The organism is Pedobacter sp. MR2016-19 (assembly GCF_014947265.1).
Taxonomy (GTDB): Bacteria; Bacteroidota; Bacteroidia; order Sphingobacteriales; family Sphingobacteriaceae; genus Pedobacter.
Window position 1 is genome coordinate 106,649 of record NZ_JADCNK010000016.1, and the last position, 21,028, is coordinate 127,676.

Annotated in this window: 14 protein-coding genes; 8 read left to right on the top strand and 6 right to left on the bottom strand. The window is 39.4% G+C overall.

Going from position 1 to position 21,028, the window contains the following annotated elements:
• The first annotated feature begins 635 nt into the window (after nucleotides 1-635).
• Together IM793_RS18465 and IM793_RS18470 are read left to right on the top strand one after the other, a co-directional pair.
• Nucleotides 636-959: a TfoX/Sxy family protein gene (locus tag IM793_RS18465; RefSeq protein WP_193423887.1), complete on the top strand. Its 324-nt coding sequence runs from the start codon at nucleotides 636-638 to the stop codon at nucleotides 957-959.
• Nucleotides 960-1,122: 163 nt separating this feature from the next.
• The gene (locus tag IM793_RS18470; RefSeq protein ID WP_193423889.1) at nucleotides 1,123-3,003 is read left to right on the top strand and encodes a gamma-glutamyltransferase family protein; all 1,881 of its coding nucleotides are present in this window, start codon (nucleotides 1,123-1,125) and stop codon (nucleotides 3,001-3,003) included.
• Nucleotides 3,004-3,050: 47 nt separating this feature from the next.
• On the opposite strand, the gene IM793_RS18475 is transcribed toward IM793_RS18470, so the two are convergent.
• From IM793_RS18475 to IM793_RS18495, 5 genes are all read right to left on the bottom strand, one after another.
• Complete coding sequence (locus tag IM793_RS18475) at nucleotides 3,051-4,022, bottom strand: type IX secretion system membrane protein PorP/SprF (RefSeq protein WP_370629817.1); 972 nt, start codon at nucleotides 4,020-4,022, stop codon at nucleotides 3,051-3,053.
• Between the two features lie 27 nt (nucleotides 4,023-4,049).
• A complete protein-coding gene (locus IM793_RS18480) occupies nucleotides 4,050-4,994 on the bottom strand; it encodes a gliding motility-associated C-terminal domain-containing protein (protein ID WP_193423891.1) in 945 nt (314 codons plus the stop codon).
• A 34-nt stretch (nucleotides 4,995-5,028) separates the two neighbouring features.
• The gene (locus IM793_RS18485) at nucleotides 5,029-5,715 is read right to left on the bottom strand and encodes a hypothetical protein (protein WP_193423893.1); all 687 of its coding nucleotides are present in this window, start codon (nucleotides 5,713-5,715) and stop codon (nucleotides 5,029-5,031) included.
• Nucleotides 5,716-5,735: 20 nt separating this feature from the next.
• Complete coding sequence (locus IM793_RS18490) at nucleotides 5,736-8,672, bottom strand: DUF11 domain-containing protein (protein WP_193423895.1); 2,937 nt, start codon at nucleotides 8,670-8,672, stop codon at nucleotides 5,736-5,738.
• A gap of 816 nt (nucleotides 8,673-9,488) precedes the next feature.
• The gene (locus IM793_RS18495; protein WP_193423897.1) at nucleotides 9,489-9,626 is read right to left on the bottom strand and encodes a hypothetical protein; all 138 of its coding nucleotides are present in this window, start codon (nucleotides 9,624-9,626) and stop codon (nucleotides 9,489-9,491) included.
• Nucleotides 9,627-10,133: 507 nt separating this feature from the next.
• On the opposite strand from IM793_RS18495, the gene IM793_RS18500 reads away from it, so the two are divergent.
• Together IM793_RS18500 and IM793_RS18505 are read left to right on the top strand one after the other, a co-directional pair.
• Complete coding sequence (locus IM793_RS18500) at nucleotides 10,134-11,351, top strand: hypothetical protein (protein WP_193423899.1); 1,218 nt, start codon at nucleotides 10,134-10,136, stop codon at nucleotides 11,349-11,351.
• Entirely contained in the window at nucleotides 11,348-11,851 is a 504-nt protein-coding gene (locus IM793_RS18505; RefSeq protein WP_193423901.1) for a hypothetical protein, read from the top strand. The genes IM793_RS18500 and IM793_RS18505 overlap by 4 nt, the downstream gene beginning before the upstream one ends.
• 566 nt (nucleotides 11,852-12,417) lie before the next feature.
• On the opposite strand, the gene IM793_RS18510 is transcribed toward IM793_RS18505, so the two are convergent.
• Nucleotides 12,418-12,972, bottom strand: a complete 555-nt coding sequence (locus tag IM793_RS18510) for a hypothetical protein (RefSeq protein ID WP_193423903.1) — start codon at nucleotides 12,970-12,972, stop codon at nucleotides 12,418-12,420.
• A gap of 753 nt (nucleotides 12,973-13,725) precedes the next feature.
• Between IM793_RS18510 and IM793_RS18515 the strand changes: the two genes are divergently transcribed.
• The 4 genes from IM793_RS18515 (at nucleotide 13,726) to IM793_RS18530 (ending at nucleotide 20,960) form a co-directional block, all read left to right on the top strand.
• Nucleotides 13,726-14,808 (top strand): efflux RND transporter periplasmic adaptor subunit, encoded by a 1,083-nt coding sequence (locus IM793_RS18515; protein WP_193423905.1) that lies wholly within the window; start codon nucleotides 13,726-13,728, stop codon nucleotides 14,806-14,808.
• 23 nt (nucleotides 14,809-14,831) lie between these two features.
• Nucleotides 14,832-18,002: an efflux RND transporter permease subunit gene (locus IM793_RS18520; RefSeq protein WP_193423907.1), complete on the top strand. Its 3,171-nt coding sequence runs from the start codon at nucleotides 14,832-14,834 to the stop codon at nucleotides 18,000-18,002.
• Entirely contained in the window at nucleotides 17,995-19,428 is a 1,434-nt protein-coding gene (locus tag IM793_RS18525) for a TolC family protein (protein ID WP_193423908.1), read from the top strand. Before IM793_RS18520 ends, IM793_RS18525 begins: the two co-directional genes overlap by 8 nt.
• A 701-nt stretch (nucleotides 19,429-20,129) precedes the next feature.
• Nucleotides 20,130-20,960, top strand: a complete 831-nt coding sequence (locus tag IM793_RS18530) for an aldo/keto reductase (protein WP_193423911.1) — start codon at nucleotides 20,130-20,132, stop codon at nucleotides 20,958-20,960.
• Nucleotides 20,961-21,028 lie beyond the last annotated feature (68 nt).

Here is a 21,028-nt window from a genome sequence, read left to right on the forward strand (position 1 = left end):
GATGCATGGATTTCGCTTAAAAAAGTATGGTCGTAGCGGACTACCGCACTATAACGGATCAAACAGTGGATATTTTCGCTCTTCTTGATAATGTTATACACCTTGATGCTGCTTTTTTTTCTGTAATGGATATGCCTTACACCCTTTAAAATATCCTTAAACAAGGTTATTGTGTTAGAATCCATGATATAAAGACGTTTCATATCTGAATCACTTAACCGGCTATCCGCTAAATTAGAGCAGTTGCGAAGATAAACCTCAATATAAATCTTTCCGAAAATTTTACTACTGCGCCAACTGTTTGCTTCTGAGAGTGTACTACGCCGAACAAGGTAACCTAAACCGAGATGACTCAGTTTATGAGGGTTGGATAGAAGCCTCACAATCACCTACCGGGTAGACTGATAGCCCTCAAGGGTTAGGAAAACATGACCACAACATGATTGCTTATTTTTCTGATTTGGCCTTTATCTAAATAAATCAATAGTTGATTCAATATCGGCTGTCCGCTAAAATTTGTATTTTTAGCCATAGTTACTTTATAAGTGTCGTAACTTTAAAGGTAAACTAATGGGGTGGCGCTTGCACCAACCTTTTTATAGTTTTACCGGACAACAGTGTAAATCAATTTACAAATGGCATCAGATCAGAAATTCGTGGACTTTGTTATCGATCAGATTGGTTATTCCAGACAGGTTACCTGTAAGAAAATGTTTGGTGAATACGGTTTGTATTTTGACGATAAGTTATTTGCACTCGTGTGCGATAACAAATTGTTTATTAAGCCTACTTTATCTGGAAGAGCGTATATAATTGACGTTGTGGAGGCACCACCTTATCCGGGTGCAAAAAATCAATTTCTAATAGAAGAGCAGTTGGAAAATAGCGATTGGCTAAAAAAACTGGTAAGCATCACAGTAGCTGAACTACCCGAACCAAAGCCCGGGAAAAAGAAATAAAGGCAGGATTTAACTTTAGTCCTGATGTATGAGTTCCTAAAAAACTTATTGGCTGTTGTAATCATGCTTAAATTCCGTAACAAGCTTGTTTTATTGCCTTAAATTAAGGGGGGTTAGTACTGACGCGGATTGTTGTCGTACATATTTTAGTTATATTAGAAGTATGAAAAATTTAGTCCTGTTTCTATTATTATCACTTTTTCTTCGTCCTTTATTCGCACAGCAAACGCAAAAGCCGATGCTTTACGGTAACAGCTGGATGGCCATCACCGGAAAGCCGATGGCAGCAACAGCAGGATCAATGATTTTTCAGCAAGGAGGAAATGCTGTTGATGCGGCATGTGCTATGTTGGCTGCTACTTGCACCATGTGGGATACCTTGAGCTGGGGAGGAGAGACGCAGGCGCTGATTTACAATCCGAATACCAAAAAGGTAATCGCCATAAATGCGATGGGTGTTGCCCCAACCGGAGCAACCGTAGCCTTTTTTAAAGCTAAAGGGTATAGTTTTCCACCAGAATACGGTCCTTTGGCCGCCACCACCCCGGGTACACCCGGCGGCTTGATCTACATGCTGAGTAAATACGGTAGCATGAGTTTGGGGCAGGTTTTAGCACCTGCCATGCACATGGCCGCAGGTTATGCCATAGAAGCACAGGCTGCAAACAGTATGGAGCGCGATAAACAGTTAATTAAAACCTGGCCTTACAGTAAAAAAGTGTTGTTGCCACATTTGGGCGAGAAACGTGAGGCGCCAGAAGCAGGGGAGGTTTTTGTTCAAAAAGATCTGTTGGCCACCCTAACCAAAATGGTTGAAGCAGAACAAGCAGCGTTAAAGAAAGGAAGCACCCGACAAGACGCATTAATGGCCGCTTATGATCGTTTTTATAAAGGAGACATCGCGAAAGAATTTGTTCGCGGAAGCAAAGAACAAGGTGGTTTAATTACCATGGATGATCTTGCGAAATGGAAACCGGTTGAAGAAGAAGCGCTAAGCACCGATTATAAAGGAATTAAAGTGTATAAATTAAAACAGTGGACACAGGGTCCGGTTTTACTCCAGGCATTGAATATACTAGAGAATTTTGATCTAAAAGGAATGGGCTATAATAGTTCAAAATATATCCATACTGTTTATCAGGCTATGAACCTTTCGTTTGCAGACCGTGATTTTTACTATGGAGATCCTAATCAAAATCCTGCTGAACCGATAAAAGGTCTTTTAAGTAAAGAATATGCAAAACAACGGGCCTCACTTATTCAGGCAGATAAAAATGATGCAAACGTAGGTCCTGGAGATCCTTATCCATATGAGGGTAAGAGTAACCCTTACTTAAATCTGTTAAAGAGCAGGGGTTTTAACCTTGATACAGCCAAACGAAATTTTGCACCGAAGCACGATCTGGGTAACAATACACCAAAAGAAATTTATGAAGACCGTTTATGGCGGGGAACAACCTCTATAGAAGCTGCAGACAAAGCAGGTTGGGTAGTATCAGTTACTCCAAGCGGAGGCTGGCTTCCGGCCTGTATTGCCGGTAATACTGGTATTGGAATGAGTCAGCGCATGCAAAGTTTTGTGCTTGATTCTGCCTTAAATCCCTTCAATGTTGTTGCACCTGGCAAACGACCAAGAGTAACCTTATCGCCCTCCTTATTTCTCAAAGATGGTAAACCTTTTATAGCTGCCGCAGTTCAGGGTGGTGATACCCAGGACCAGAACTTGCTGCAGTTCTTTTTAAATATGGCTGAATTTGATATGAATGTTCAAAGGGCAACCGAAGCAGCTAATTTTAACACCAACCAGCTCTGGCTTTCTCTAGGTGGAACTAAGACGAGCGACAGAGCACCAAAGCCCGGGCAGATCTTGTTAAATGCCAACACCAAAGAGGAGGTGCGGACCGAACTAAAAAAAATGGGATATATGCTTAGTTTTTCAGAACGTACCAGTGGCCCGATCAATGCTATTTATTTTGATTGGAAACACAATAGTTTACAAGGTGGCTCGAGTAACCATGGCGAAGATTATGGCATTGCATGGTAATACATTGGTTTGATTATTAATCTGCACTGTATTTTTTTCATTGCTAACTAAAAATAACACTTTGGTCTTCGGCTCTTTTTGGTTTCAATATAATAGCCAACTGAGATTTCGTGCGAGCCATAATCATAATTGCTCAGTTTATTGAGACTGTAATCATAACCATAACCAATACGCAGGTTAGATCTGATAAATAATTCGCTGATGAAACCAATAGCAGATTTACTGGTTAATCCAGGTTGCAGGTTCTCTTTAGGGTAAATTTTCACTGAAGTGCGATAAACTGCGCCAAGCCAGAAACGCTCTTTTACCAGTAAAAAGGCATTTAAATCCAATGAAGTTGGCCCATGTAAATCATCTTTAATTAAAAAGGTTGGTTTAAAAACAAAATCATTATTCAGAGGTAATGCAACTCCTGCACTCAGGTAAAAATGAGGCTGAATTTTAACGTTTAGCGAATGGTAATCGTCAAATACTGATAAGGCTTTTGACAAGAGATTATTTGCCGAAAAACCAATAAAAAACTTCTCATTTGAATAATGAATACCAGCGCGAATATCAGGCATGGTCTGACTTATTGACCCTGTTGGGATACGATTATCGTCCATTTCAATAGGGTCTAGTAAATTGCCGTTTAAGGCTGTCTGTATTACACCTACGCCTAAACCGAATGCTAGGATATTGGTTTCCGTACGATCGAGTTTTATCCTGTAAGCGAAGTTTGCCGATGCATTTAAAGTATTTTGTGCACCTATTTTATCCTTGGTTACAATTAGCCCCATGCCCAAACTTTCATCATTTATTGCCTCATCTGCTGATATAGAGAGGGTTTGTGGTGCTCCCCGAACGCCGGTCCATTGTGCTCTGACAAAAGCCTGGAGGTAAAGCTCTTCCTTATAACCCGCATATGCAGGATTGATATACATACCATTAAAAACATATTGCCCAAACTGGGCGTCTTGCTGCGCAAAACCCTTAACAGATGATATCGTAATGATCAAAAAAAGAAGTATCCTTTTCAAAATGTTCATTTTTGTATTTTGCTTTATTTACCTGATTACTGTGATATAACCTTTGTAATCTTGCCAGGTTGTTGTTCCATTTCTAACTTTAACTATATAGAAGTAGGTTCCATCTGCCAATCCCGGAGCAGTCCAGTCGTTCAGATAGTGATTGGATTGATAAACGGTACTTCCCCAACGGTTAATGATCGTTACCTCGTTCGATTCAAAAGATTCCAGGTGTTCAATATAAAAAGTGTCGTTCTTGCCATCCCCATTAGGCGTGAAAACATTTGGAATTCTTAAACCTGAAATCTCTTTTTTATCGGTTGATGTATTATTGGCCAGGTTAGGGTCAAATTCTATTGCAGTTACAGTAGCTGTATTAGTTACCATGCCCAATTGCTTAGACCTTACCTTAATTACCAGTTCGGCAAACTTGCCATTGGCCAGTAAGGGAATATTCCAGTTAATGGTTCTGTTGATCTGGTCGTAGGTCGCCATTCCATCGGTTGGCTGGGCCAGGTTTTCTAAAGAAAGGTTATCTGGAAGAGCATCCCTGATCATCAGCTGGGTGGCATCATCAGTACCATTATTTCTAACATTTAAGTAGTACTCAAAAACCTGATCGCTCACTACGGGTTTTGCTTCTGAGCGTTTTGTGATGGCAACATCTGCAATAGCTTGTGGCAATACCAAAACTTCTATTTCATCTGAAATATCGGATGTACAGCCAAATTGATTTGAGGCAACTACTTTATAAATACCAGCTGTTGCCGTAATCAGCGTTGGATTATTTTGTCCTTGCACCAACACATTATCCTTATACCATATAAATGATGCTGTCTCAGCCGAGTTTGCACGCAAAACCACTGACGATCCTGGTCTGATCGAAATGGTTTGCCGCCCGTTGGGTGCAATTTGGCCCTTTGCTGTTTGAATAAAAAACAACAATATAGCCAAAGCCAGAAAGGAATATATCCTTAGCTTCATCTATACATCAATATGCTGAAAACCGAGACTTTACTTAGAAAGTAACTACTGGTGCCGTGCCATTAATGATTCCTGGCGTAATGGTTGGTTTTACAGGTTTAGCTGTTACCTTAACATCATGATCTGCCCACTGCGGACAATATTTATTGCCATTAATTACATAACCTACTTTTAACCGGTGTGTTTTTATTCCAACAGTTGCCGGGGCAGATGGTGTATAATCTTTTGTTGTTTGACCAGGAATTGCAGTTTCTATAGTGCCATCAACTGTGTACCATTGGTAGGCAAAGGCCTGAGTATTAGCATCAGGACTAAATACGTTCCCTATTTGAGCGAGCGGACTTTCCAGACAGAAATCAGCAGGCGTAAAATTAACAACCAAAGGTTCTAGCACATATACCGGAATTTCCTGTAATTCAGATTCGCAGGATCCATCCACTGTTAATTTTGAACTTAAATAATAATACCCGGTTTTTAAATCTGCCGCTGCGATTTTATTTCCCGAAACTAAAGGAACACCTAGATTTGGTGTTGTGGTTTGTGTTTCACTATATTTAACAATCCAGTCTGCACCAGATGGGGGAGGTAAAGTAAGATCCGATCCTTTGCAAAAAAGGCTAACTCCGCTTGTGGTTGGTAATACCTGAGCCGATACTGTTGAAAATGTGCCGATTAACAGGAATGTAATGGCTAAAATTGCTTTTGTAATTGATTTGTTCATGGGGATGATTTTTTTGTTTGTTAATATTGTGAATTGGTTTGCACCGACACATGTGGTGCTGATGGTTTTGGATTTATTTTAATGTTGAAATTAATTTGAGTGCTGCAACCCGCTGCATTTTCAATGGTTAACACACCAGAATGGGTATCCGCTGCAGCATTGACAGGAATGTTAAGCGGAATATTTCCTGCTGGCAAAGGTTGATTGCTAAGAGGATTAAAACCTTGTGTATTCCAGGTTATGCTATAGGTTGTTGGATTGTTTAATGGGTTGGTATAAGCGAGAGATGCAGCGGTAAAACCCTGACAGATTTCGGGTTCGGTACCCAATGTTAAATTTGGAAGCCCGTTTACGATTACAATAAAGTTGGTCGTTTTCTCTGTACAGCCCTTTGCTGTGGCTGTTATAGTGGCTGTTCCCGTAAATGTATTATCCCAGGTTACCTTACCATTGTTTGCATCAATAATACCTGCCGCTAAGGGTAAAATGGAGTAGACTATGCCTGTTGCATTTGTTGCCGTTGCAACATAGGTATCAGTTCCGGCACCCATACAGCGTTTATCGGTTAATCCGGTATTAAAAACAGGAGTACTTACATTTCCGTTTACCGTTATTGAACCTGTTGTAGTGAATGGCGTTCCTGTAGTATTAGAAACGGTATAAGTCATGGGTGGGCCTGCAGTAGTTGGCGTACCAGAAATGATAAGTTTTTTAGCAGATAGATTATAGGTTATCCCGGTAGGTAGATCCGTAACCTGGACACCGTTTGTACCTGGTGGAATATCAAAAATAATGTCGTTTATGGCAGTACCTACACATACTTCTCTATCACCAGAGCCGGTGATGGTTGTAGCCGAACTCTGATCGTTATTGCTTACCTGATCGGGTTGCGAACCAGTAATGGTAGCGGTGTTTATATTTACGCCTGTTTTTATCACTTTTGCGGTAATTTTTAAGCTAATACTGGCATTACTGGCCAAATCGCCAATAGTCCATATACCCGAAATAGGATCGTAACTTGTACCTGATGGCGTTGCACTAGACACATAAGAAAAACCATCGGGAAGCAGATCTGTAACCGATACCCCAACCGCATTTCCATTACCTAAATTTTCGGCCTTAAGGGTAAATACCACATTGCTGTTTAATTCCGGGTAAGCCACATCAATCGTTTTAGTAATGGAGCGGTCGATATTACAAAGTGAAATATTTAAAGGGAGCGAAGGCGCGCTAATGCCACAATCTAAACTATAACTTACTGAATAATTGCCGGAAACACTAGCCACATAAGTATTGGTGTTTGCACCACTTATCGGAACTCCGTTAAGGTACCACTGATAATTGGATGCATTTGGAGTTGCGGTAAGCGTTGCTGATGCACAGTTGCTTTGTGATACCACTGGCTGAGCGCCTTTTTCAGGGAAACGTGAAATAAAGTTAGACATAGAAAATGCATTACTTTGCTGAACCATGGAAACAGTAAGTCTATTGGAACTTGTTATTATAATTGTACTTGGTGATCCAATATTGGTACGTGTAAAACTAACCAGAGATAGGCCTGTGCTGCCTAAGGATTTACGGGTACCTATACCTGCTATGGTTTCTATATCTTCATTGTTGTAAATAGGGTTGCCATTTGTGCTTAGATAAATTCTATCCGCACTACTGGTAATGATATAGCCAAAGTAGTCGAGGTTAGTACTTTGTACATAGGCAGTAAACTTTGAGGTTTCAACTCGCTTTGAGCCCGAGCAACTTGATATTGGAACTAACGTAGCCACATCTACTTCGCAACCTGCACCACCAGAGGCACCTGCCGTACCAGAAAATACTTCAATATTTTTTGTTGCCGAAATCCAGGTCGAAGAATATCTTCCTGTATTACTTGCGGGGTCGTATGGGCTACTCAGATAACCATGATTAAAGGTCTGCTTATCTCCCGCTTGCGCCAAATTATAGGTTGTGGTTCCTTTTTGAACGCCATTTTGATCAAAATTTATCACCGTAAAACTGGTGTTTACTTCAGTTGCAATTACAGTAGTTTGCTCTGCAATCATATTACCTTCACCTCTTACCACCACATATTCTCTACCCAACGAGGCAATAGGCGGAATTGGATTATAGGCGCCGTCTCCACAGCCTCCGGGAGCATCCAGGTCTGCTGCAGTATTCATTACCGCCGATCCTGATGATTCTACCAAGGTTCCCATTGGTGCATTGAAAAGGTAACTCTGGCCGGCGTTTAATGTTGCCTTTGCTACACCCGCTATTTTAACAATCGTGTTATTTTCAATGGCCATAATGCTATAAATCGGTGGATGCGCATTATTTGCAAGATCACCATCCCGATAGTAACCTACACGAAAGGAGGTTCCAATTGCCGCATCACCAAAGCTAAAAAGAGAGGCGTTACCCTTAATGTCTGTATCCGAGCCGTCATTTCCCAAATTATCAGATGCTACATTTCTTAAATTCACTGAAATAGATCCGGTAGCCTCTACTATTAATCCGGCCCCGCTCAGCACCTTATTTAATTCATGCGCAGGTACGTCTTTAGGTATTCCGTTAAAGCGATAAACAAAAGGCGTTCCTTGAGCGCAAGTAAAGGTTGTAACAACAGTACCATCGCTTTTATATATTGTTCCGGTAACAGTGCCGATATCTGATGTAATAACAATTTCATTGGCTTTACTCCAATATTGCCATGGGGCAGGCGCAATGTAATGTTTAGAATAGCTACTTGCCGATAAACGTTTTACAGTGTTTGTGCTGGTTTTTGAAGAAAAAGGAAAGGATAAATTATTAGCGCCAGCGTTTGTTATGGTTTTAATTTCATGGCGTGCAAATGCAATATTTGCTGAGCAGAGCAATATTAATCCCAGTAACCCGCTAAATAAAAACACCAGAAATGCCCTGATCATAAATAAACTGTTGGAACCCATATATGGCTTAAACATGGATCTAATAATTCATTAAAGGCTCAGGCCGTTTTAATAAATTTTGGCATAATAAATCAATTGCCTATAGAGATTAGGTTTGATTTATTGTGTAGTTCGAATGTGTCAGTTATTTGGGTTATACGGTCGAAAGTAATTAAAAAAAAAATATTAAAAAACACTCTTAATATTAATTTTTAATACACTTTAAAGCTGTTTAAAGGCGCTTTTTGCATAAATTTAATCACCTGTATTTCTACTGATACGCCTTTAATCAAAAGCCGATTATCGTCTTTTAAATTGTTTTAATTTTGTTAATTACAACTGGTTTGTAGTCAATTAATTGTGGTGGTTTTTACAAGTCTGAAACTACGATGAAGCATTTGGATTAGAAAAAATGTTTTTTTTTGTAAAAAAAATGCGATTGAGATAGGAATTTAATTTTTACCGGTGACTTAAAACCAATCTAACCAGTTTTTTATTTAAAAAAAACACTAATAATTAAGGATAGAAATTGTTATCCTACATGTTTTATGCTTTTATAAAGGAATTTTAAATGATGAATATGCAAATGGACCAAGCTGAATATTATTAGGCTCAGTGTTATATTCAGCATTAATTGGCATTTCGAATAAACTAACTTGCTATTGATGTTAATGTGCCGGAAGCTGATCAGTATTAGCCGCAAAAAAAAATCAAATCCAAATTTCTGGTAATGTCAAATCAATCCTTCGTTTTCGCCAAGGTTATCTAATCTGGCAAAAAGGTGTAACCTCATATTTGCCTGCTCTGAAGTTAAGGTCAATTATAAGTTAATACTAATACTTCTATGCCCGTTTAAGAATTTGTATTTTCTGGTTCCGGATTGCCCGGCGCTTCACCTAGTGGTGCTATGCCACAAGCTGCCCATATAAATTTAAAAATATTCAGGAATTCGCATTGGATATCCCTTTCAGATTGTATTTCGTTTTCCATGTTGTGCCGCTTTAATCTGCTTATAAACAAAGAAAGGCTGGTTTGTGTTTGCTAAAATAATGCTCTAATGTAAGTATTATGTTTCGTAAATGTTAAGGATTGACTTACTTTATTCCGGAAAACCTGCTTGAACCATTGCTGATAATATGCAATTGCAATTGTTTACAAATGTACTTATATATTGGAAACTACCAGGTGATCCGTTATATTTACTTATTCGATAAAATGAGCGCTGTAGGTTAAAGCGAACAGTTATCTTCGGTAGAGCGTTGTATATTTTTCAATTGATTTAGTATTATTCAGTATATCCCCAAGTGGACTTTTTGTTTGCCTTATGGGCTATTTTATCTAAAATCTTTCAACTCATGAATATTGCTGTTGCAGATTTACCCGGCAAGCTGATCTCAGGAGAAGAAATTGTAGAGAAGTTTATGAGCAGGAGATGCTCAGCTTTATGGAAATAAATTTTAGGTAATTTATATTACAAAATAAACCAAAGAAAATGCTATGACCAACGATCATGAACCCATGGATCCGGATAAAAAGGATTGTCTGATCCAAAAACTGCTCAATAACCAAATTACAGAGGGCGAACTTGTTGCGCTGCGGCCTGAGATTAATGAGTTTGATCTCTCTGGGATTATTCAGCACATCTATGATCTTAATCTGGAGCAAGTACGGAAGATAGCCGCATTAGCGCCAGTTATGGCTAAAGTAGATGCATTAAAAAACAGCCAGCGTAATACCCGCTTTATAAAAAAAGTGAAAAATAATTTCCGTAAACATACGGCTAAGCACAATGGTCTTAAAAATAGGGTAGTGGTGGTAGAGGGCGATTCCTGGTTCAATTATCCTATTCTTTTAAGTGATGTAATCGATTGGGTTGCTATGGAAGAGAATATCGCTGTTTATAGCCTCGCCTCAGGAGGGGATTGGCTGATGAATATGCTTAGTGCCAAAAAATATGTGGAACAGCTTTCTACACTCCAACCCGATGTATTTATCATTAGCGGGGGAGGTAACGATCTGGTTGGAAACAGGAGAATAGCAGCAATGGTTACACATAAAGGAGATTCTAACGAATTTGAACATAGTGCCTTTGCAAAATACCTCTGTCAAAATGCAGCCAATCCGCCCGACAAACCGGAAGATTTTAAGCGGGGTATTCAGTTCATATCCAAAGATTTTTATGCTTTGCTGGCCTTTTTTCAACTCCAATATTACTTTATTATAAATGGGATTCTTACCGGGGGTAAAGGCAGGCCTGAAAAAGGTAAATTTCCGGGCATACAGATTATTACGCAAGGTTATGATTACGCCATTCCAAGCGATAAAAAGATAGCAGGATATAATCCGCTCAAATGGTATCGGCTGTTCGCACGGACCTTTCTCGGACATGGCGGATGGCTAAAAACGCCCTTGCAGCTCAGAGGTATTTACGATCCTGAGGATCAGCGCAAAATTGTTTATGCCATGATTTACCTCTTTAATGAAATGATGATTGATATTGGCCGCATTTTTACCGACATGTTGGGTGAGAACCGGGTGTTCCATATCGATTCGAGAGGATCAGTTGGTAAAAATGGCTGGACAGATGAATTGCATCCCTTACCCCAGCATTTCAAAAAAACAGCGGCAGCCTTTATTCATTGCATTAATAATCCAAATAAAAATGGAACTGCAGTTGTAAAAGTTTTAAAACAACAGGAAGGAGGCCAGCAATGAAAAAGATATTAATTTTAGCATTTGTTATCGTTTGTGGTGTAATGTCTTTTCAGGGAAATATACTTCAGCAATTCAGCGGCAAAGGAATCATTAGCCTGGAACTTGCCAATAAAGATACAGGAACGGAGATCGTTTCGCTTTGGAGCGACACGCTGTATGGCGACCAAACACTTTTAAACCTCGCACAAAAGAATACACACCTCGATTTTCTATTTATTTTGGTCTATGTATTGCTCATCATGACCCTGTCTAATGCGCAAATGCAAAGAGAAAAAACGAATTGGCTAAATGAATTGCTACGGTTTAATTTATTTCTGGCCTTCTTAATTGGCTCATTGGATGTTATTGAGAATGTCAGACTGCTACACAGTTTCCACCACCCTGGAAATCTGGCTGAATTTTGGCGAACAGATTTTATTGCATGGCCTAAATTTATGATCGCGGGTTGGGTAATTCTGGTTTACCTTTTCTCGGTAATTAAAGGCTATTTTAATAAGTGACTTTGGTATCTATCGATTGCGTCTCCAGAGCAACGCGGAGTGGAGAGATCTTTTGACTATGTTTATGTCTCTGTAGAAAACCAGTGCGAGAGAAACTTCCGTACTTTTACTTCTTGTTATAGAGAATTGAGCGCCTGTTTAAAGGAATGTTCAATAACCACGGTTGCTATGGAAGCTACGGGCATTTATTGGATTACTCTTTATGATGTTTTAGCGTTGATGGAATAATCGCTATAATATAAAGTATGCTCTGCCAGAATCACAAATGAGCAAGCGCAGTTAGTACGTTTAAAAGTTGTTAGGGCTCAGCAATTGGCAAATAAAGCTGCGGCCAAACCAACAAGTCAACCAGATGCAGATGGCTGGACAACGGTTAAATAAATTTTCAGCACTATATACCGCTTTTTAATACCCTAATAAAACTTAACTACCATCCCGTCGGTTATTGATGGATAAACATGCCCACCAGGATGAAATGTATAAAACAACCGGGTTTCTATAACCCCATGCTTTTTCGCACAGGGCTATCGAAATATTTGTTATTTTTTATTTAAAAAAGCGGACAATTAAAACGCGCCGTCTTCTTTTACCATTTTATTAATGGCTTTTTGTACTTTGATCACATCTGTTTCAACTGTTTTTCTAACCGCTGCATCAAATGATGCTGCAAATTCTGTACTGATAGCAATCTGGTCTTTTTCATTCAGTACATTGAGTACAAAAGCATGGCTTCCGAATTTAAATCCGCTTTTTATTCTGATCACGTCTTTTTCAAAGATTTTCAAAAATTCGTAACTGTTGCTGATCTGATCAAAACAATCTCTTACCGCTTGAAAAACAAGGTGTGTTTCTATATCCAAACCGTTTATAATTACCGTAACCGAAGTGAGGTCATTTAGCTCCGGAAGAAGGTCTTCGCTGTAAATAATGTCTTTCGGGTCCAGGATTACAACCGTTTCTTTATCTGCATTTTCACCTGCCTGTTGTGTTAATTGTATAGTGGCGTTACCGTCTTTTAGGGTAACGGAGCTTGCAGAAGTTTGTTCAATTTTAATATCGCCAATGGTATCTTTTATAATGCCTACAACAAGTTCTAGCGCTTTTGATTGGGTATTGTTCATTATGGTATTTTTTGCAAAGGTAATGCTTGCCTACGGTGCCGGATAATTATCGTTTAAAATAATATAATATTTGTTGCTAAGTGTTTTATTTTTAATGACTTAATTTTTTTATGTTGACTAGTGTTGTTTTATTTCAACTGTTTGTTAAATGACGAAGGTAAAGCTGCGGATATCCAAAAAGGATTTCTTGAGGGTAATTGCTTCATATCCTCGTAACCTATTTATGATATGTCATCTTCATCAAACTGATAAAATGCTGGCTCCCGGATAGCAGATGTGCGGAGGGGAGTGCTCGGCGATAATAAACTGGACCTGGCCCGCTTTTTCCAATTGATTAATTCATTTCATGTAGTTCAACAGTCATAAAACCTTTTTCTTCACTATACCGGAAATATTCAATTACAATAAAAACTAGCATCTTTTTTGTGAAAATGCCAATTTATTCATCTAAAAGAATCATTAATTGCTTCATTAGTTAAAAAAGTATCCAATATCTGCTGTTTGTAGTTATAAATCACCTCTTTATGCGCTAAACCACGATTTTCAGAATGGAAACCTGAAGTTCAACTTCATTATAACTTCATAAATCTGTATTTATTTCGCCTTCGAATTAAATCATTGCGTAACCACAATTTATTGAAATCAATTAAGTATCTGCAAACCGGTCGTAGATAGCTTTTCATTATAAATTGATTGCCAATGAAAACTAATTAAAGAAAAAATAAATCAGATTAAAACCATTAACGAAAAAAAATGAAAAGAGTTCTCATGTGCTTAGGCTTGTGTACTTTGCTTTACGTAACAGGTTGCACCTCGAAGAAAGAAGAAAAGGAAGAAGTAGCTACTTATGCAGTAACCACTCCGTTAAGGATGGATACTTCCTTTACCAAAGAATATGTTTCGCAGATTAAATCCGTTCGGAACATAGAAGTTAGAGCCCAGGAAAAGGGTTATCTCCAAAATATTTATGTAGATGAAGGCCAGCATGTAAAAGCAGGTCAGCTGTTGTTTAAGATTATGCCTAAGGCAGCTCAATCTGAGTTGCTAAAAGCACAGGCTGAAACTAAATCGGCAGAAATTGAACTGGAAAACACCAAATTACTGTCAGATAAAAATATCGTTTCTAAAAATGAGCTTGCTATGGCCAAAGCCAAACTGCAATCGGCTAATGCCGAAACTTCTTTGGCTAAATTCCATTTGTCTAACACCGAAATCAGAGCGCCATTTGATGGCACCATCGACCGTATTCCTTTAAAACTGGGTAGTTTGGTTGATGAAGGTGCTTTGTTAACCAGCCTGTCAGATAACAGTCAGGTTTTTGCATACTTCAATGTATCAGAACCTGAATACTTAAACTATCAGAGTGCTACAAAAGCAAAAACCCAACAAGAAGTAAGCTTATTATTGGCGAACGGCGAATTTCTAAAAGCGAAAGGTAAAGTAGAAATTATTGAAAGCGAATTTGATAATGAGACAGGAAATATTGCTTTCAGGGCAAGGTTTAATAATAGCGATAACCTGCTTAGGAATGGCGAAACCGGTAAAATCCATATGGTTGTTCCTTTAAAAAATGCCATCATTATCCCACAAAAGGCCACTTATGATATTCAGGATAAAACCTATGTTTTTGTAGTTGATAAAAACAATAAAGTACACTCAAGGGTGATTACCATTGCAGGCGATCTTCCAGATTTATACATTGTTGGTGACGGCATTACCGTTGAAGATAAGATTTTGCTTGAAGGTGTCCAAAAGGTTAAAGATGATGATAAAATTGCCTTTAAATTCCAGCAACCTCAGGAAGTGTTGAAACAATTGAGATTGAAAACAGAATAATCTAAACCCTCTATACTTAATTTATGTTTAGTAAATTCATACAAAGGCCCGTCCTTTCTATCGTAATATCACTTGTTATTGTGTTTTTGGGGGTGTTGGCCATTAGCTACCTGCCCGTTACACAGTTTCCTACCATATCTCCTCCCAAAGTAAATATTACTGCGGAATATCCTGGAGCGAATAACGAATTGTTGATTAAATCAGTAATTATTCCACTTGAGCGTGCACTTAACGGTGTACCGGGAATGAAATATATTGCATCTGATGCCGGTAATGATGGTGAAGCATCTATACAGGTGGTATTTAATTTAGGTACCGATCCCAATCAGGCTTCGCTTAACGTACAGAACCGTGTAGCTGCCGTTACCAATAAGCTTCCTCCTCTGGTAATCCGCGAGGGCGTAAAAATCACACGCGAAGAGTCTAACATGTTGATGTATATCAACCTGTATAGTAAAGACCCTAAAATAAACCAGAATTTCTTGTATAACTATGCCGATATCAACTTGCTTTCCGAGCTTAAAAGGGTTGATGGTGTAGGTTTTGCCGATATTTTGGGTGATAGGGATTATGCCATGCGTATTTGGTTAAAGCCTGACCGCATGCAGGCTTATAAAATCTCTGTTGATGAAGTAATGACAGCCCTTGAACAGCAAAGTCTGGAGGCCTCGCCAGGTAAAACAGGAGAGAGTTCGGGTAAACGTTCGCAGGCTTTTGAATATGTATTAAAATATTCAGGCCGTTTCAGTACCAAAGAGGGTTACGAAAATATTGTGGTTAGGGCTACACCTGATGGCCAGTTGCTCCATTTAAAAGATGTGGCTGATGTAGATTTTAGTGCTTCAGCTTACAATTTATACTCTACCTTAAACGGAAAAGCATCTGCTGCGATTGTTTTAAAACAATCTTATGGCAGTAACGCCAGCCAGGTTATTAAAGATGTTAAAGCTAAAATGGCTGAGATTAAATCGGCATCATTTCCTAAAGGTTTAGATTACGAAATCAGTTACGACGTTTCCAAATTCCTGGATGCATCTATCGAAAAGGTAATCCATACCTTAGTTGAGGCCTTTATCCTGGTAGGTTTAGTAGTATTCCTGTTCCTGGGCGATTGGCGTTCAACCCTTATCCCGGCCATTGCTGTACCGGTATCGTTGATCGGAACATTTGTATTTATGCAGTTCTTTGGCATTACGCTTAACTTAATCACCTTGTTTGCATTAGTACTCGCCATTGGGGTGGTAGTTGATGATGCAATTGTGGTAATTGAGGCGGTGCATGCCAAGATGGAGCACGATAGGCATCTTTCGGTCCTAAAAGCTACACAGCAGGCCATGAAAGAGATTGGTGGAGCAATTATTGCGATTACCTTCTTGATGGCATCGGTATTTATTCCGGTAGCATTTATGTCTGGTCCGGTGGGTATTTTCTACCGTCAGTTCTCCATTACCATGGCAACGGCAATTATCCTTTCGGGTATTGTGGCTTTAACGCTTACGCCGGCATTATGTGCCATTATGTTAAAGAACAATCACGGTTCAACCAAAAAGAAAACCATTATCGACCGTTTCCTGGATGGTTTTAATAATGGTTTTAACAAACTTTCAGGTAAATATGAACTGGTATTGAGCAAAGTGGTAAGCCGCAGGATATTAACCTTTGGTATATTGGTTGCCTTTTGTTTGGGTGTTTGGGGATTAAGTGGAAGTGTGCCATCAGGATTTATTCCTAACGAAGATCAGGGAATGGTATATGCCATTATCCAAACACCTCCGGGATCTACTTTGGAACGTACCGACCAGATTGCTGAGAAATTGCAGAAAATGTGCGAAGACATTGATGGTGTTAAATCGGTTTCATCTTTGGCCGGATATGAAATCCTTACCGAAGGTACAGGATCTAACTCGGGTACCTGTTTAATTAACCTGAAAGATTGGAGCGAACGTAAGCACTCTGCACAAGAAATTATTGAAGAACTGGAGCAGAAATCAAAATCCATACCTGGTGCAACCATCGAATTTTTCCAGCCACCAGCGGTTCCGGGTTATGGTGCTGCGGGTGGTTTCGAACTCCGTTTACTGGATAAAGCAGGTAGCGGAGATTACAAAAAAATGGAAACCGTTGCCAATGATTTTGTGCGAGAGCTGAACAAACGCAAAGAGTTATCATCTGTGTTTACTTTCTACAGTGCCAGTTTCCCACAATACATGTTGGATGTTGATAACGATATTGCACAACAAAAAGGGGTAAGCATTGATAATGCGATGAATACCTTGTCTACTTTTGTGGGTAGCGATTATGAGACCAGTTTTATTAAGTACGATCGTCAGTATAAGGTAATTGTACAGGCCTTACCTCAATACAGGGCTTTGCCAGAGGATATTTTAAAACTTTCGGTTAAAAACAGCCGCGATGAAATGGTGCCTTTCTCGGCCTTTATCAAAATGCGCCGGGTTTATGGTTTGTCGGAGATTACCAGGCACAATATGTACAATGCTTCTGAGATCAGCGGGCAGGCAGCTCCAGGTTATAGTTCTGGTGAAGCCATTAAAGCCATTACCGAGGTAGCGCAGAAAACCTTGCCAAGGGGATTTGGTATCGATTGGGCTGGTATTTCTAAAGATGAGGTATCAAGAGGCAACGAGGCCATTTACATTTTCCTGATCTGTTTAGGTTTCGTGTACCTGGTTTTGGCCGCACAGTATGAAAGTTTCATTTTGCCACTTTCGGTAATCCTCTCTCTACCGGCCGGTATTTTTGGCGCATTCCTCTTCCTTAAATTATTGGGACTGGAAAATAACATTTATGCACAGGTGGCCATGGTAATGTTGATCGGATTATTGGGTAAAAATGCGGTGCTGATTGTGGAATTTGCTACGCAGCGCCAAAGTCAGGGGGCAACAGTGCTTAAAGCGGCAATGGAAGGCGCAAGTGTGCGTTTCCGTCCGATTTTAATGACCTCTTTTGCCTTTATCGCAGGTTTGATCCCCTTGATGATTGCAACAGGACCTGGCAAGATCGGTAACCGTACCATTGGTTCGGCTGCTGCGGGTGGTATGCTTTTCGGTACCATTTTCGGCGTAATCGTGATCCCTGGGTTATATTATATATTCGGAACAATTGCAGCTAAACACAAGCTCATCAAAATTGAAGAAGAACATCCGTTAACTGAAGAAATTGAGAATAATGTTTAAGAATAATCTTTATAAAGGCCTTGGATTGGTGTTAATATGCGCAGCATATACCGCCTGTAAGCTACCGGAAGTAGCCCAACGTGCCGAAAATAAAAATGTACCTGTGAGCTTTAATGGCTCACAGGATACAGTAAGTACAGCTGGTATTCAATGGCGTAACTTTTTTACAGATCCTAACCTGATCAACCTGATTGATACTGCACTTAAAAATAACCAGGAGCTGAATATTACGCTTCAGGATATTGAAATTGCCAAAAATGAAATTAAGGCCAGAAAAGGAGAACTTTTACCAAGCGTAACCTATGGCGCTGGTGCCGGATTTGATAAAGTGGGCCGTTACACCAGTTCGGGTGCCGGCGATGCTTCTACAGAAATTACGCCAGGCAAAGGTGTGCCAGAAGTATTGCCTGATTATCACTTCGGTTTACAGGCCAACTGGGAAGCGGATATCTGGCATAAACTGCGTAATTCTAAAAAAGCAGCTATTAACCACTACCTTTCGACAGTAGAAGGTAAGAATTTCGTAATTACCAATTTAATTGCCGAAGTGGCCAATTCGTATTATGAATTGTTAGCTTCTGATAATCAGTTGGAGACGGTAAAAAAAACGATCGAACTGCAAAGCAATGCATTGGAGTTGATGAAAATCCAGAAACAGGCCTCCAGGGTTAACGAACTTGCCGTACGTAAATTTGAGGCTGAGGTATTAAGTTCGAAAAGTTTGGAGTTTGATATTCAGCAAGATATTACTGAAACGGAGAACAAAATTAATTTCCTGCTGGGCCGTTTTCCTCAACCGATCGTCAGAGACAAATCTAATTTTACAGATCTGGTTCCGCCAACTGTACAAACAGGTTTACCTTCACAGTTATTGGCTAACCGTCCGGATATTAAACAGGCGGAGTATGAACTAGCCGCTGCTAAATTGGATGTTAAAGTAGCTAAAGCACAGTTTTATCCATCATTGGGTATTTCCGCTGCAATTGGTTATCAGGCTTTTAATCCTTCATATTTATTAAGAACACCAGAATCTTTAATTTATTCTTTAGCCGGAGATTTAGCCGGGCCACTGATAAATAAAAATGCTATAAAGGCTGAATATTTAACAGCAAATGCCAAGCAGTTGCAGGCAGTTTTTGATTATGAAAAAACCATTTTAAATGGTTATATTGAAGTCGCCAATCAGTTGTCAAAAATTAGCAATCTGCAGAAAAGCTATGATCTGAAATCGAAACAGGTTGCTGCACTTACGCAGTCGATTGATATTTCGAACGATTTGTTTAAATCTGCCAGAGCCGATTATTTTGAGGTATTGATGACCCAACGCGATGCATTACAATCGAAATTAGAGCTGATCGAAACTAAAAAACAACAGTTAAATGCTGTAGTAGATATTTATCATGCTCTGGGTGGCGGATGGAGATAGTTAAATTGCTATAATCTCATTATTATCCTTATAAATCTAGTTAGGCTGTTCCAAATCGGAGCAGCCTTTTTTTTGTCATTCTGAGTGATAATTTATTGTATAGAATCAATATGAGTGACGTACAATCGTTTCCCTTTTCCTACTGCTTGGTCTTGCCTCGGCTCTCCGCCGCCGAAGGGCTCTTTCTTTTTGGCATCAAAAAGAAACAAAAACTGCCGGCTGAAAATTTTTCTTTCGAAGCTAGTATGTTGGCTTAGGCAGTGCAGCCCGAAAAATTTGTTAGGCCGGGTTTAAGTGGAACGGGGATACCGTACTATGGCCTAGTTGGATGGAAATGCGAAAGCAGTTAAAACGCTGATTAGTATATATTTGTAAAATAATGTCAATGGTAGCGCAGTGAAGAATCTTTATAGCTGCTAAGCCCATTTCTATTCAGCGTTAAATACCTTTCGGTATCGTCAATTGCGAGAAGGCTTTTTCAGCCGACGAAGCAATCTTACAACGATCGCTATTAGCGTATGCATTACAATGATAACTTTTCTTTTTTGATCTGTGAACAGTTTATCGTTACAACCAGCAACCACCTTACAATAGCCCTTTTACCCTTTGTTCATTTATTTATCATAAAATTCATTTTGCAAACAATGCCATCTGCCTGCGGTTATCTTTATCATTGAATTTATCATCATATCTGAAATAAAATGGGAAAAACTACATTTAAATTTGGCGAATTAGAAGTTAACCGCTTAGGCTATGGCGCAATGCAATTAACCGGTAATGGTGTTTTTGGCGAAGTAGAAGACCGGGAAAATGCAATCACGGTTTTGCGCGAAGCAGTGGCGAATGGCGTTAATTTTATTGATACTGCAGAGGCTTATGGACCAAAATTTAACGAGACGCTTATTGCCGATGCTTTATCACCTTTTCAAAAAGGTCTTTTTATAGCCACTAAAGGCGGTTTTGATCGACCAGGTCCAAACAATTGGGTGCCTAATGGTGCACCAGAAAAAATCAGACAAGATATTGAAGGAAGTTTACAGCGTTTAAAAGTAGATTCAATCGATTTATGGCAACTGCACCGTATTGATCCCAATGTGGATGTTGCCAAAACCCTGGCACCTGTGGTAGAAGCCGTGAAAGAAGGTAAAATAAAAAATGTGGGTTTATCAGAAGTAACTATCGATCAGATTAAACAGGTGCAGGATATTCTTCCTATTGTTTCTGTTCAAAATTTATACAACCTTAGTAACAGACAATGGGAGCGTGTTTTGGATTTTACAGCAGAACAAGGTCTGGCTTTTATTCCCTGGTTTCCGTTAGCTTCTGGTCCGCATAAGTTAGCCGATAAGATTAAAGCGATTGCCGATACACATAACGCTACCACCGCGCAGATTGCTTTAGCCTGGTTATTAAAAAGGTCATCAAATATCCTTTTAATTCCTGGAACAAAATCTGTAGAACATTTAAAAGAAAATTTAAAAGCCGCAGAAATTGAATTGACTGAAGAAGAATTTGAAAGTTTAGCGCAATAGAATGGGTTTGTCATTCTGAGCGCAGCGAAGAATCTTATTTTTTTTGCAAGTTTTAGCCTACTTTACTG

Bases quoted from the DNA above. Each gene is read 5' to 3' on its own strand.
- IM793_RS18500 (WP_193423899.1), top strand. From the start codon at position 10,134: ATGACCAACGATCATGAACCCATGGATCCGGATAAAAAGGATTGTCTG.
- IM793_RS18495 (WP_193423897.1), bottom strand. From the start codon at position 9,626: ATGGAAAACGAAATACAATCTGAAAGGGATATCCAATGCGAATTCCTG.
- IM793_RS18530 (WP_193423911.1), top strand. From the start codon at position 20,130: ATGGGAAAAACTACATTTAAATTTGGCGAATTAGAAGTTAACCGCTTA.
- IM793_RS18470 (WP_193423889.1), top strand. From the start codon at position 1,123: ATGAAAAATTTAGTCCTGTTTCTATTATTATCACTTTTTCTTCGTCCT.
- IM793_RS18510 (WP_193423903.1), bottom strand. From the start codon at position 12,972: ATGAACAATACCCAATCAAAAGCGCTAGAACTTGTTGTAGGCATTATA.
- IM793_RS18465 (WP_193423887.1), top strand. From the start codon at position 636: ATGGCATCAGATCAGAAATTCGTGGACTTTGTTATCGATCAGATTGGT.
- IM793_RS18480 (WP_193423891.1), bottom strand. From the start codon at position 4,994: ATGAAGCTAAGGATATATTCCTTTCTGGCTTTGGCTATATTGTTGTTT.
- IM793_RS18520 (WP_193423907.1), top strand. From the start codon at position 14,832: ATGTTTAGTAAATTCATACAAAGGCCCGTCCTTTCTATCGTAATATCA.
- IM793_RS18490 (WP_193423895.1), bottom strand. From the start codon at position 8,672: ATGTTTAAGCCATATATGGGTTCCAACAGTTTATTTATGATCAGGGCA.
- IM793_RS18525 (WP_193423908.1), top strand. From the start codon at position 17,995: ATGTTTAAGAATAATCTTTATAAAGGCCTTGGATTGGTGTTAATATGC.
- IM793_RS18505 (WP_193423901.1), top strand. From the start codon at position 11,348: ATGAAAAAGATATTAATTTTAGCATTTGTTATCGTTTGTGGTGTAATG.
- IM793_RS18515 (WP_193423905.1), top strand. From the start codon at position 13,726: ATGAAAAGAGTTCTCATGTGCTTAGGCTTGTGTACTTTGCTTTACGTA.
- IM793_RS18485 (WP_193423893.1), bottom strand. From the start codon at position 5,715: ATGAACAAATCAATTACAAAAGCAATTTTAGCCATTACATTCCTGTTA.